Here is a 13,185-nt window from a genome sequence, read left to right on the forward strand (position 1 = left end):
GGACAATGAAACAATTTCAATAACTATATAATGATTACCGTCTGCATAGCGACATACAACGGATCGAGATATATCCGCCAACAACTCCTGTCCATCCTGCCACAACTGGCAGAGACGGACGAGATTGTCGTGTCCGACGACGGATCGACAGACGATACATCTGAAATAGTGCGCTCCATCGGCGACAAGAGGATAAGGATTGTGGATAACCGCAAAGGAGAAGGTGGAAAACATTATCACAAGGAAAAAGATGGAAAGCATTGTCACAAGGAAGAAGGTGGAAAAAACACCCTCAGCAACAGTCTGACACGGAACTTCGAAAATGCCCTGCGCCATGCTAAAGGCGACTATATCTTCCTCTCCGACCAGGACGACGTGTGGATGGAAAACAAGGTGGCGGTATGCATGGAAGTCCTGCGCAGCCACCACTGTGTGGTCAGCGACGCCATAGTGACAGACAAAGACCTCAACGACACCAACGACTCTTTCTACAAGATGATAAAGATGAAACCCGGCAGACTCTATAACCTGCTGTGGCACAACGGATACACGGGGTGCTGCATGGCTTTCAGACGCGACGTGATGCAGAAAGCGCTGCCTTTTCCTGCCGACATACCGATGCACGACATCTGGATAGGCAACGTGGCGGCTTTCTTCTTCGACGTGGCATTCATAAACGACCGACTGATATATTTCCGAAGACACGAGAGCGCCGCGTCGTGCAACGGCAAAGGAAGCCGCTTCTCGACGGCAAGGCAGATTCTCTTCAGATGGAAAACAATAAAGAACCTAATAACACACAAATCATGACATTGAGCGTAATCATCCCGATATACAATGTGGAAAAGATGCTGCGACGATGTGTTGACAGCGTGAGAATACAGGGATTCGACGATATCGAGATACTTCTCATCAACGATGGTTCGACCGACGGTAGCGGAATCATCGCTGAGGAGTATGCCGCTACATACAAGAACATAAAATACTGGAAGAAGGAGAACGGCGGACTCTCCGATGCCCGCAACTTCGGCATCGAGAGGGCAGAGGGTGACTATATCACCTTCGTAGACAGCGACGACGAACTGGCTCCCAATACCTACAGTCCGCTGATAGCATTGCTGCAGGAACATCCGTTTCTCGACATACTGGAATATCCCATGCTGCAGCGACCGGGACTACGCGACGAGACTCTATTCAATCCCGGCAACCATCTCTTCAAAGACGCCCTCGACTGGCTGGCATACAAGGGAACGGAACACTGTTGGGCATGCAACAAAATATACAAGAGAAGCCTTTTCAATAACGTGGCATTCGAGAAAGGCAAGAAGTTTGAAGACATCCTACTCATGGCGCTGCTGATAAAGCAGAAACCGATAATAGCCACCATAGACAAAGGCAGATACCTATACCACTACAACGACAACGGCATAGCGGCTACCGACAAGAGCAACGGACTGTCGTCGCTGCTCGACGCCCAGCTGCATCTCGTCAGCCAACTGAACATCAACACCAGGGAGCGCCGCTGGCACCGTGTGTATATGGATATGCTGACGGCACAGCTTTATTCATACCAGAAGACAGGAAAAATAAGACTGGCACAACAGCACGTGTCCCTCTTCGGCTATGCCACATGGAAAGACACACTGAAGGCGATGTTCGTGAACACCATAGGACTGGAACGCACCTGCCGCCTGTTCGGCAGGATGAAAAGGTAAGGAAACAAACATGAAAATAACATATATAGTAGAAGATTTCTCTGAAAACGGAGGTGTGGAACGCATCGTGACGGAAAAGGCAAACACACTGGCTACAGAATACGGACATGAAGTGAGCGTGGTGTCGGTTTACGACGACAAGCGCAGAGAGCTATACCATCTTGACGAAAGCATCAAGATGGTGCATCTCGGTGTGCCGTTCGCCGACAAGCACCACGGCAAGCTGATAAAGCTCATCAGCCGCACTAACACGCTGATGACGGCAGCCCGACGACTGAACAAGACTATAAAGAGCCTGCAGCCCGATATAATATTCTTCACCACCACCCTCGGAGCGCTGCTACTCCCACTCTGCCACACCAAGGCACGCAAGATATACGAGTCGCATCTGGCACGTCCGTTCACCCCCTACCATCGTATGTTCTCCATTATGGAGCGCAAAGCCGACACCGTGGTATGCCTCACCAACGGCGATGCCATGGAATATTCCAACGCACGCCGCACGCTGGTGATTCCGAACTTCATCAAGAAGCCTACGAAGAGAGTGGAGGACTATAGCGTGAAACGGGCTATCGCCGTGGGCAGACTGGAAGAGCAGAAGGGATTTCTTCCGCTCATAGACCACTGGAAAGAAATTGCCCGGCTGCATCCCGACTGGCATCTCGACATATATGGCGACGGTTCGCAGCGCGCCATGCTGCAAGCTGAGATAGAGAGACTCGGCATGCAGGAGCATATAACACTCTGCGGACGGTCTAACAACATCATGGACGTATATCCGCAATACAGCCTGCACATCATGCCCTCTCTATACGAAGGACAGCCAATGGCGCTGATAGAGGCACAGTCGTGCGGACTGCCATCCGTGGTGTTCGATTTCGACTTCGGTGCCTCCGACATCGTGCGCAACGGCTACAACGGCATCATTGTGGAGCAAAGCCACTACTCGTCGCTCATCAAGGGTATCACCACGATGATGGACTCCGAAGCCCTCAGACGCCAATACGGCGACAACGCCATAGCCGGAAGCCACGCATATTATAAAGAAAATGTATTTGGAAAATGGATACAGTTGTTGAACCCTGACCGGTAATCATACCGTTTGGGGTTAAATGAGAAGAGATGACCTGTACATCTCTTCATACATCTCTGCCACCTTTCTGTAGTCATGGTATTTCTTCACGAATGCCATGCTCTGGCGGGAGAGCCTTTCTATCATACCGTCGGTAAAGAGAGCCTTTTCTATTATCGCCATGTTCTCGGCATCCGACAGTTCCGGACTCACGTTGATTATAGGACGCAGTTCTTTCTCGCCAATGAAATCATAATATTCCTCCTCTCCGCCACCTATCACCACAGTGCCGAGAGCCATTGCCTGCAAGGAATTCATCGACGGAGTGAAACTGTAGAGCTGGTCAACGAGCACGTCAGCCTCGGCAAGCATCCGCTTGTATTCTTCGAGCGGCACACCCTCCACATATCTTATCTCCATCCTGCCGGGATGGCGCAGCTTGATTGCTTTGAGCCATTCCGCCATACGCATGGCACCCTTCATGAAGTCGCGCTTGGGCTGTATGCCCACGAGAATTTTCACCACACCGCCGTTTTCCTTCCTTCTGGCGCCTTCCGTCCCGTTCTGTGGCAGAATCATAGGCAGCGGCAGATAATGAAGCTTACGGACAAAAGAATCCACGTTATAGCACAACCAGTATTCATACAGGCAAGCCACGAGAGCGTCGGCCTTTGCCGATGTATACCGCCAGCAGCCATACGCCCCATGCAGCATCACCTCGTCGATACGCTCCGCATTCTCTGCCATATTCTGCGGTCTGCCGTTCCAATACGTGTCGCTATATCTCGGCACTCCTTTTTTCTGGCGCGCGAAAATCTGAGGGTCATCGCCGAAACAGCCCTTCACGGTCTTCTTGTTAAGAAGTCTGAGGAAAAAGAAAAGCAGTTTGTTCCACCCGTATTTCAGTGGAACAAACTGATAGTTGTGTATCTGAACAATATCGTTGCCTACGAGTTGCGGCAGGTGTCTCGCAATCTGCCATAACACTTTCAGTCCGCTCAGTTTTCCCCACTTTCTGTCTCTCCTCAGGTCGATGTCTCTCGGAGCGTCGTGCCATCCGTTGCCGTCAGACATGGTCACTACGGTATGTCCGCGCTCCTGGAGTCCTTTTTTCAGAGTGTTGTGCAGAAAACTGGCTTCGCCAACCAACAATATTTTCATATTCGTATTATATAATAGAGGAACTGTTCAAACCCATCCAGACCTTCCACTTGGGTAGATGTATTACTTTTACAGACAAGTAAACTCAAATTCCTCCTTAACTCAGCTCAAGCATTCTCTCGATAGGCTTCACAGCGTCGCGGGCGATTTCAGGAGCCACTTCCACTGTAGGCCACTCACATTTCAGAGCGTTGTAAATCTTGCGCAGCGTGTTCATCTTCATATAGTCACACTCGTTGCAAGAGCAGCCCAGCGAACCCTCGCTCACCTCTGGCGGCACGGGGATGAAAGTCTTCTCCGGACACTTGTTCGTCATCTCATACAATATTCCGGACTCCGTAGCCACGATAAACTCCTTAGTGTCGCTCTCCACGGCATGCTTCAGCAACACAGCAGTAGAACCCACCACGTCGGCAAGCGCTACCACCGGTCCTTTACACTCCGGATGCACAAGCACCTCAGCTCCCGGATGCTCCTTCTTCAGTCTTACTATCTCCTGTGCCGAGAAGCGCTCATGCACGTGGCATCCGCCGTTCCACAGCAGCATGTTTCTTCCCGTCACACTGTTGATATACGAGCCGAGGTTGTAGTCAGGACCGAAGATCAGCTTCTCGTCCTTCGGGAAGGTGTCAACGATCTTCTTTGCGTTTCCGCTCGTCACCACCACATCCGTCAGCGCCTTCACCGCCGCCGTGGTGTTAACATAGCTCACCACCTTATATCCAGGATGCTCCTCCTTGAATTTCTTCAGGTCTTCAGCCTTGCATGAGTCAGCGAGCGAACATCCCGCATTGAGGTCAGGACAGATTACCGTCTTCTCCGGTGAGAGAATCTTGCAGGTCTCCGCCATGAAATGCACTCCACACATCACGATGATGTCAGCCTTCGTGTCGGCAGCCTTTCTCGCCAGTGCGAGCGAGTCGCCGATGAAGTCAGCCACCTGCTGGATGTCGCCGGTGGTATAGTAGTGTGCGAGAATCACAGCGTTTTTCTCCTTGCACAAGTTTCTTATCTCTTTGGCCAGGTCTACGCCGTCGGCCACAGGTTCGTCGATATAACCTTTCTCGACCCACTTCTTGTCAACAGTCATATTATTATATTTCTTTTTTATTTTTAATTTTTAAATTCAAATATGTGTAGTATGATATGCTGTGGATTTGTTCATAACTTCTGTCGTATTTCCTTGGTCTTTTCCTTGTCAACACAATATCTTGGTTTATCAACAGGTTATTATGTGTCTTTCTTTCTCTATTTCAGCATGAAAGCCCATTTATCCACAATTTCCACATTCGGTGCAAAGATAATAAGTTTATATCTTTTGCTGCTCCTTTTTCGTGGAAAAGTTTTCTAATAGTTGTTTATAAGCTTGTGGATATCCACAGGGATTTTTGATTTCTTTTTTTGCTGTGGATAAAGTACAACTTATCAACACGGTTATCAACAGGGTTTTCCACAACTGTGTGGGAAGGATAAAATTATATGTAATGGATAGGGTAAATATGTACTTTTTGGGGCACGGTGCTTGCCCCATATGGGAAAGCTGCTTTCTCAACATGGGCAAGCAGCTTTCCCCTGATGGGCAGAATTGCTTTCCAACGGTTGCCCGATACAGGCATTTATATCCATGTTTATGTTTACAGAATTCAGACAACGGTGAATAGGGGTGAGTTTTCCTCTTACTATACATTGTAATTCTGCCCCATGCAGCTATATTACCGTACCGCTACGGTTATAATTACCGGTTGTGGATAATAGTGTGGACAACAGTGGTATTAGATTAAAAACCAAAGTCTGATTCTGCCATTCTCTTCTTGCCTGTCTTCCCCCCTGATCCTTGCGAAACTTGGGCTTACTTACACAATAATAATTAATAAATTTGGGAGTTTACCCTATTATCATTACTTTTGTATTTAAGTTTCCATACTATTCGCCCATTGGCAGCATTGTGGATAACTTTGCTGACAATACGGTGCCTCGCCATGAAAAGTCCCTGCAGAGAGGGGACTGGCGACAGGTGCAGGGATTGTGGAAAAATATGCCATCCGCATAGCCTGCACCACAAGAGAAAGAATTGAAAAATAAAAAAACAGAAGATTACAAAATGCAAGAGACAAGACAAAATCGTATAGCAAGACTCCTGCAGAAGGAGCTGAGCCTTATTTTCCAGAGTCAGACAAGAGCCATGCACGGAGTGATGGTGTCGGTGACGAGGGTCAGGGTGAGTCCAGACCTCAGCATCTGCACGGCATATCTGAGCATCTTCCCGTCGGACAAGGGAGAGGAGATAATAGAAAACATCAGAAAGAACGAGAAGACGGTGCGCTACGACCTCGGTCAGCGGGTGCGCAACCAGCTGCGAATCATTCCGGAGCTGCGCTTCTTCATCGACGACTCACTCGACTATATTGAGCATATCGACGAGCTTCTGAAGAAATAGGAGAGTCATGAATTTTCCATTCTACATAGCACGCCGTTACCTCTTCTCAAAGAAGAGCACACACGCCATAAACATCATCAGCTGCATCAGTGCCGTTGGTGTGGCAGTGGCCACGATGGCTCTCGTGGTGACACTCAGTGTGTTCAACGGTTTCCACGACCTCGTGGCATCGTTCTTCACATCCTTCGACCCGCAGATAGAACTCGTGCCTGCAGAGGGAAAGACGGCACCTGCCGACGACCCGCTGCTGCAGAAGGTGAGAAAGCTGCCGGAGGTTGACGTGGCGTCGGAGTGTGTGAAGGACCAGGCGCTCGCCATATACAAAGGCAAGCAGACCATGGTGTGGGTGATGGGCGTTGACGACAACTTCGAACGTATGTCGCGCATTGACGACATACTGTATGGCGACGGCACGTTTCTGCTCCAGGCTGCAAACCTGAACTTTGCCGTGGTGGGCATACGCCTCGCCGAGACTCTCGGCATGAATGCCAACTGGGACGGCAACCTGATGATATACGCTCCGCGGAAGACAGGACAGCTCGACCTCGCCAATCCATCCGACGGATTCGTAGTTGACTCGCTGATTTCTCCAGGAGTGGTCTTCATGGTGAAACAGGGAAAATACGACCGCGACCACGTGATAGTGCCAATCACCATGGCGCGCACACTGTTTGAACAGCAGGGAATGCTGTCGTCGCTGCAGATTCGCCTGAAGAACGGCAGCGACCTCAATGCCGTGAAGGAGAAGATGCAGAATATCGTAGGCAACCGCTACCGTGTGCTCGACCGCTATGAGCAGCAGGCAGACACGTTCCGGATAATGAAGGTGGAGAAATTCATTGCATATATCTTCCTCACGTTTATCCTCATCGTGGCGAGCTTCAATATCATAGGTTCGATATCCATGCTGATAATCGACAAGAAGGACGATGTGGTGACGCTCAGGAATCTCGGTGCTACAGACCGTCAGATATCCCGTATCTTCCTCTTCGAGGGCAGACTGATATCCTTCTTCGGAGCATTGGCAGGAATACTCATCGGACTGCTTCTCTGCTGGCTTCAGCAGCAGTTCGGCATCGTGGCGCTGGGACAGTCGAGCGGCACATTCGTAGTGGATGCCTATCCCGTAAGCGTGCATCCTGAAGACGTGCTCGTGGTGTTTGCCACGGTGATTGCGGTAGGTTTCCTGGCGGTGTGGTATCCTGTGAGATATTTCTCACGCCGTCTGTTGGGCTGACGGCGTGTAGCGGCAGGATAGTAGACGGGGCATTACCACAATAAAATCGGTCATTAGGAATGTCGGCAGACGAATTATCGACGCCAACACCCTAATGACCGATTTGGGTAAAAAAAACAGACGAGTTGTCCGATTGTGCATCATCAACTCGTCTGTTGTTTTTTTATTCTTTTATTATTCTCTCTATTCCTTTCAATTTTTCATCCCCTTCGACATCCACATGAAGATGAAGTAGAACATCGTGCCGGTGATGAGTCCGGCGATGGCGTCGATGGCATAGTGGGCCTGAATATATACCGTGGCGAAGCAGAGCAACACATAGAAGGGAGCCATAATATAGAGCAGCTTCCTGTTGCGGGTGTGCCATATCAGCAGCATTATCACGGTGCTTATTCCAACATGCGAACTTGGGAAAGCAGCAGTAGGTCTCTCTCCGGCAGCCTTGGCGTCTTCAACGAGATGGTAGAAGATGCCGTCGGTATATCCCGGACTCGGCAGACATTCGGTGTGGGTGTTGAAGTAGTCGCCAAGGTTGGGGAACACGCCAGCCGTTATCTGGTCTATGCCGACAGCCTTGAAATAGAACGTGGGTCCTGTCACCGGCACGAGCACGAATATCACGTAGTATGCGAAGAAAGAAGCCATTATCACGAATGCGCAGCGCTCATACTCCTTGTATCTCCATATAAAATAGTATATCGCCGCCAGAGCTATCATCGGATAATATGCCGCATAACCCATGTCGAGCAGTTCGCTGACCACGCTCCATGGCATTGCCTCATGGAATATCAGTGCTGGCTGGCATCCGAACAGCGACTGTTCCGCCTGGGCGAATACGTGGTCGAGATTCGGCAGCATGCGGTTCAGTTCGTAGGTATCTGGATACCACCAGCTGAGTAGCGCCATCTGCACCGTGATGCGGCAGAACCTCGTGAATCGGCATGGCACCATCCTGTAAACTCCCCATAGAGCCAGCGTCACCACCATGATTCTCACTCTGCCCCATATCATTGCCTCAGGGTTTGCCACCTTGGTGTATGTGAAGAACACCATGAGCAATGTCAGCACGAGATATCCAGTCATCACCCACTCCAGCCAGAAGAGACCCTTCTTGGGCTTCTTCTCTATCTTGAATAAATCTTTCATAATCGTTGTCTTTTCCTTTTCCGGTCGTTTAAATCATTCCATCCGTTTCTTTGCCAGCATCCAACTTTTGTATTGCATACATCCGTTGTGTAGACATCCGTCTGGTGCATACATCCGTCTGGCGCTTACATCCGTATGATGCTTACATCCATCCGTTGTCCTTATACCATTTCATGCTGATTCTCACACCCTCCGGCAGCTGGCATTTCGGTTCGAAGCCCAGTTCCTTTCTTGCCGGAGATATGTCGCATTGCCAGTTGCGCTGCTTCATGATATTGTATTTGTCGCGGTTAAGGGCAGAAATCTTTCCCGTCAGGTGCGCCATAGCCTCGGCAACCGTTGATACGGTCTTCAGAAACCACAGTGGCGCCACGATACGCAGCACGTGCTTCACTCCCAGTTCCTTCTGTATCAGGTCGCTGAACGTGCGTGACGAATACACCTCACCGTCGCTCAGAATGTAGCTGCTGCCCGTCTTTCCGTTGGTGAGAGCCAGGAACACCGCCTGCACCACGTCGCTGACGAAGATGAACGTGATGTCCTGTCGCTTGTATCCCACGGCGAAGTCCACATGCTTCTTTATGCTCTCCGCCATCATGAAATAATCCTTTTCCCGCGGACCATACACTCCCGTCGGTCGCAGTATGATGAACGGCAGCCTGTCTGCCACCGACCGCAGATAGTCCTCCGCCTCCAGTTTGCTCTTGCCGTATGCTGTGTTGGGCTGTGGCGTGTCGGAGTCGGTGATGTCGGTATGCGGCTCCTCCTCCCGTATCGGTCCGAGGATGCTCAAGCTGCTTATGAACACGAAGCGCTTTACAGGCATGGCGAGATCGAGAATGGCATTCACCAGATGCCTCGTTCCCTTGCTGTTCGTCTTGAAGAAGTCATCTTTGTTCAGACATTTCGTCACGCCGGCGGCATGCACCACATAGTCGAAGCTGTGTTGGCGCAGCTGCTCCTTGAGCTTATGCTCGTCGTTGAAATCCAGTTCTATGAAGTTTATCCCCTCTTGCGGCAGATATTTCCGTGAGCTTGTAGCCCTTACGGCAGCCCACACTTCCATTCCTCTGCGGAGAGCCTCTTCAACGATGAAGCTGCCGATGAAACCTGTGGCGCCAGTGATGAGTATCTTGTCTTTTTGCATTCTTGTCATTTCTTTTCAGCTGCAAATGTAAGGAAAAAACTGATAATAATCTATTTAGTGACGGTAAAATAATAACTTGGTACGATTTGAGTGAGAAATGTAACGAAAAGTTGAAATACGTTGTGAAGTTTGCAAATACAATTTAAATTTATTAATTTCGCACCCAAAGTATGCAATTTTAAACGAATAAAGGAAATAATGAAAAAACTCTTCATAGAGACTTATGGCTGCCAGATGAACGTGGCAGACAGCGAAGTTGTAGCTTCTGTGATGCAGATGGCGGGTTATGAACTTTGCGAAAAGGAAGACGACGCAGACGCTATTTTTCTGAATACATGCAGCATCAGGGAGAATGCTGAGAACAAGATATACAACCGTCTCGAAACCCTCCATGCAGAGCAGAAGAAGGGCCGCAAGGTCATCCTCGGCGTGCTGGGCTGCATGGCGGAGAGAGTGAAAGACGACCTGATAGACAACCATCACGCCAATCTCGTGTGCGGTCCCGACAGCTATCTCACTCTGCCCGACCTTATAGCCCAGTGTGAGAACGGCGGCAACGCCATCAACATCGAACTCTCCACCACCGAGACCTACCGCGATATCGTGCCGATGCGCATCGGCGGACAGAAGGTGAGCGGCTTTGTGAGCATCATGCGTGGCTGCAACAACTTCTGCCACTACTGCATCGTGCCATACACCAGAGGCAGGGAGCGCAGCCGTGATCCGGAGAGCATCCTCAGAGAGGTAAAAGACCTGCACGACCGCGGTTTCAAGGAGGTTACGCTGCTCGGACAGAACGTGAACAGCTACGGTCTCTCACCGTCGGGAAAGAAAGAAGAAGGCAAGGTGTCTTTTGCCGAACTCCTCAGAATGGTGGCTCAGGCAGTGCCCGACATGAGAGTGAGATTCACCACTTCCAATCCCGAAGACATGAAGGAGGACATCCTGCACGTCATAGCCGAAGAACCGAATATCTGCAACCATATCCACTTCCCTGCACAGAGCGGAAGCGACAAGATACTGAAGCTGATGAACAGAAAATACACCCGTCAGCAGTATCTCGACACCATAGATGCCATACGCCGCATTATCCCTGGCTGCGGAATAACCACCGACATCTTCGTGGGCTACCACGACGAGACGGAAGAAGACCACCAGCAGACCCTGTCGCTCGTCAGGGAGGTGGGATTCGACTCTGCCTTCATGTTCAAATACTCGGAACGCCCGGGCACCTATGCCTCAAAACATCTGCCCGACAACGTGTCGGAGGAGGTGAAGATACAGCGACTCAATGAACTGATAAAGCTGCAGACCGAAGTAAGCGCCGAGCAGAACAGAAAAGACGAGGGCAAGGAGTTCGACGTTCTCGTTGAGGGCTATAGCAAGCGTTCCCGCCAGCAGCTCATGGGCAGGACGGAGCAGAATAAGGCCGTGGTGTTCGACAAAGGCAACCACCACGTGGGCGAGACGGTGAGAGTGAAGATAACGGGCAGCACCAGCGCCACGCTCTTCGGCACTCTCGTGCCATCTCCTTCAGCAGCAGAGTGAGGTGGAGCATAATCCGCCTTTCTATATTGTGACAGACAAAATATAGTGACAGACAAAAGCATAATCAGATAATCAATAAATAACAAACATAAATATCCCCTGCTGTTCCGTCCGCCAGGCATGTCGGCGTCTCTCCGTCATGAGGGAGAGACAAGTCGGAAGTGGCTGATACCGCGAGCTGGCAAGGGGTTGTTTCTTATATGAAAGAATTTTTTCAGATACTCAGGCGCTTCGTGCCGCCATACAAGAGATACCTCGTCATGACGGTGTCGTTCAACATTCTGTCGGCTGTGCTCAACATATTCTCGTTTGCAGCCATAATCCCTATCCTGCAGATTATCTTCAAGACGGAGAAGGCTGCCGCAGCGCCACAACTCATGGCGTGGGACTGGGACAACATGAAGGAAGTGGCGGCAAACAACATGGACTATTATGTCAACGCGCTGATTGCCGACATCGGTCCTACCACCACATTGCTCGTGCTCGGACTCTTCCTCGCCACCATGACATTCCTCAAGACGGGAGCCTATTTCCTGTCGTCGGCCACCGTGATACCGATCAGGACCGGAATCGTGAGAGACATCCGCAACCAGCTCTACCGCAAGATAACATCCCTGCCTATCGGCTTCTTCTCAGAGGAGCGCAAGGGAGACATCATAGCCAGGATGAGCGGCGACGTGCAGGAGATAGAAAACTCCATAATGAGTTCGCTCGACATGCTCTTCAAGAACCCCATCCTCATAATAGCATATTTCGCCACGCTGCTCTGCATCAGTTGGCAACTCACTCTCTTCACCATACTCTTCGTTCCCGTCATGGGATGGATAATGGGCAAGGTGGGGCGCAAGCTGAAACGCAAGTCAAAGGAGGCGCAGGCCCTCTGGAGCGACACCATGAGCCAGGTGGAGGAGACCCTCGGCGGACTGCGTATCATCAAGGCATTCTGTGCTGAGGAGAAGATGAACAGGCGCTTCGACAACACCAACTCCAACTACAGGAACCAGATTCTCAAGGTGAACACCCGCCAGCAGATGGCACACCCCATGAGCGAGTTCCTCGGCACGGTGATGATAATCATAGTGTTGTGGTTCGGCGGCATCCTCGTGCTCAACCAGCAGGTGCTCTCCGGTCCCACGTTCATCTATTATCTCGTAATCCTCTACAGTATCATAAACCCTCTGAAAGACTTCTCCAAGGCTGGCTACAACATCCCAAAGGGACTGGCTTCAATGGAGCGTGTAGACAAGATCCTGCTTGCCGAAAGCGACATCAAGGAGAAGGAGAACCCTCAACACATCTCCAGCTTCGACCACACCATAGAGTTACGCCATGTGTCGTTCAGATACGGAGAGCAGTGGGTGCTCAGAGACATCAACCTCACGATAGAGAAAGGAAAGACGATAGCCCTCGTGGGACAGAGCGGAGGAGGAAAGTCAACCATGGTAGACCTCATTCCGAGATACTACGACGTGCAGGAGGGTGAGGTGCTCATCGACGGCATCAACGTGAAAGACCTCGATATCCACGACCTCAGACAGCTCATCGGCAACGTGAACCAGGAGGCGATACTCTTCAACGACACCTTCTTCAACAACATCTCCTTCGGTGTTGACAACGCCACGCAGCAGCAGGTGGAAGAGGCTGCCCGCATAGCCAATGCCGACGAATTCATCAAAGCTTCTGAAAACGGCTACGACACCAATATCGGTGACCGCGGCGGCC

11 protein-coding genes are annotated in these 13,185 nt (G+C 50.6%); 7 read left to right on the forward strand and 4 right to left on the reverse strand.

Annotated elements, in window-relative coordinates:
• Positions 1-30: 30 nt before the first annotated feature.
• The 3 genes from QVO99_RS07125 to QVO99_RS07135 are packed head-to-tail and all read left to right on the forward strand — an operon-like array spanning position 31 to position 2,808.
• Complete coding sequence (locus QVO99_RS07125; RefSeq protein WP_022316917.1) at positions 31-810, forward strand: glycosyltransferase family 2 protein; 780 nt, start codon at positions 31-33, stop codon at positions 808-810.
• A complete protein-coding gene (locus tag QVO99_RS07130; protein WP_022316918.1) occupies positions 807-1,715 on the forward strand; it encodes a glycosyltransferase family 2 protein in 909 nt (302 codons plus the stop codon). Before QVO99_RS07125 ends, QVO99_RS07130 begins: the two co-directional genes overlap by 4 nt.
• Positions 1,716-1,725: 10 nt before the next feature.
• The gene (locus tag QVO99_RS07135; protein WP_022316919.1) at positions 1,726-2,808 is read left to right on the forward strand and encodes a glycosyltransferase family 4 protein; all 1,083 of its coding nucleotides are present in this window, start codon (positions 1,726-1,728) and stop codon (positions 2,806-2,808) included.
• A 15-nt stretch (positions 2,809-2,823) separates the two neighbouring features.
• Here QVO99_RS07135 and QVO99_RS07140 read toward each other — a convergent pair whose 3' ends face one another.
• Both QVO99_RS07140 and nadA read right to left on the reverse strand, forming a co-directional pair.
• Entirely contained in the window at positions 2,824-3,948 is a 1,125-nt protein-coding gene (locus QVO99_RS07140; protein WP_022316920.1) for a hypothetical protein, read from the reverse strand.
• A gap of 97 nt (positions 3,949-4,045) precedes the next feature.
• Entirely contained in the window at positions 4,046-5,038 is a 993-nt protein-coding gene (nadA, locus tag QVO99_RS07145; RefSeq protein WP_022316921.1) for a quinolinate synthase NadA, read from the reverse strand.
• A gap of 1,011 nt (positions 5,039-6,049) precedes the next feature.
• On the opposite strand from nadA, the gene rbfA reads away from it, so the two are divergent.
• Positions 6,050-6,385 (forward strand): 30S ribosome-binding factor RbfA, encoded by a 336-nt coding sequence (gene rbfA, locus QVO99_RS07150; protein WP_022316924.1) that lies wholly within the window; start codon positions 6,050-6,052, stop codon positions 6,383-6,385.
• Positions 6,386-6,392: 7 nt separating this feature from the next.
• A complete protein-coding gene (locus QVO99_RS07155) occupies positions 6,393-7,622 on the forward strand; it encodes an FtsX-like permease family protein (protein WP_022316925.1) in 1,230 nt (409 codons plus the stop codon).
• A gap of 192 nt (positions 7,623-7,814) precedes the next feature.
• Here the strand turns inward: QVO99_RS07155 and QVO99_RS07160 are convergent, their stop codons facing one another.
• Both QVO99_RS07160 and QVO99_RS07165 read right to left on the reverse strand, forming a co-directional pair.
• Positions 7,815-8,768, reverse strand: coding sequence for a phosphatase PAP2 family protein (locus tag QVO99_RS07160; RefSeq protein ID WP_022316927.1), 954 nt, complete (start codon positions 8,766-8,768; stop codon positions 7,815-7,817).
• A gap of 142 nt (positions 8,769-8,910) precedes the next feature.
• Positions 8,911-9,924 (reverse strand): NAD-dependent epimerase/dehydratase family protein, encoded by a 1,014-nt coding sequence (locus QVO99_RS07165; protein WP_022316928.1) that lies wholly within the window; start codon positions 9,922-9,924, stop codon positions 8,911-8,913.
• Positions 9,925-10,113: 189 nt separating this feature from the next.
• Between QVO99_RS07165 and miaB the strand changes: the two genes are divergently transcribed.
• Positions 10,114-11,463, forward strand: coding sequence for a tRNA (N6-isopentenyl adenosine(37)-C2)-methylthiotransferase MiaB (gene miaB, locus QVO99_RS07170; protein ID WP_022316929.1), 1,350 nt, complete (start codon positions 10,114-10,116; stop codon positions 11,461-11,463).
• A 200-nt stretch (positions 11,464-11,663) separates the two neighbouring features.
• A partial coding sequence (locus tag QVO99_RS07175; RefSeq protein ID WP_288177036.1) for an ABC transporter ATP-binding protein occupies positions 11,664-13,185 on the forward strand: 1,522 nt, incomplete at its 3' end.

This window comes from Prevotella sp. CAG:592 (genome assembly GCF_000436015.1).
GTDB lineage: Bacteria > Bacteroidota > Bacteroidia > Bacteroidales > Bacteroidaceae > Prevotella > Prevotella pectinovora.

What these genes read in the sequence shown, in the direction of transcription:
- QVO99_RS07140 (WP_022316920.1), bottom strand. Translation starts at nt 3,948, where the DNA reads ATGAAAATATTGTTGGTTGGCGAAGCCAGTTTTCTGCACAACACTCTG.
- QVO99_RS07160 (WP_022316927.1), bottom strand. Translation starts at nt 8,768, where the DNA reads ATGAAAGATTTATTCAAGATAGAGAAGAAGCCCAAGAAGGGTCTCTTC.
- QVO99_RS07165 (WP_022316928.1), bottom strand. Translation starts at nt 9,924, where the DNA reads ATGACAAGAATGCAAAAAGACAAGATACTCATCACTGGCGCCACAGGT.
- nadA (WP_022316921.1), bottom strand. Translation starts at nt 5,038, where the DNA reads ATGACTGTTGACAAGAAGTGGGTCGAGAAAGGTTATATCGACGAACCT.
- rbfA (WP_022316924.1), top strand. Translation starts at nt 6,050, where the DNA reads ATGCAAGAGACAAGACAAAATCGTATAGCAAGACTCCTGCAGAAGGAG.
- QVO99_RS07155 (WP_022316925.1), top strand. Translation starts at nt 6,393, where the DNA reads ATGAATTTTCCATTCTACATAGCACGCCGTTACCTCTTCTCAAAGAAG.
- QVO99_RS07125 (WP_022316917.1), top strand. Translation starts at nt 31, where the DNA reads ATGATTACCGTCTGCATAGCGACATACAACGGATCGAGATATATCCGC.
- QVO99_RS07130 (WP_022316918.1), top strand. Translation starts at nt 807, where the DNA reads ATGACATTGAGCGTAATCATCCCGATATACAATGTGGAAAAGATGCTG.
- miaB (WP_022316929.1), top strand. Translation starts at nt 10,114, where the DNA reads ATGAAAAAACTCTTCATAGAGACTTATGGCTGCCAGATGAACGTGGCA.
- QVO99_RS07135 (WP_022316919.1), top strand. Translation starts at nt 1,726, where the DNA reads ATGAAAATAACATATATAGTAGAAGATTTCTCTGAAAACGGAGGTGTG.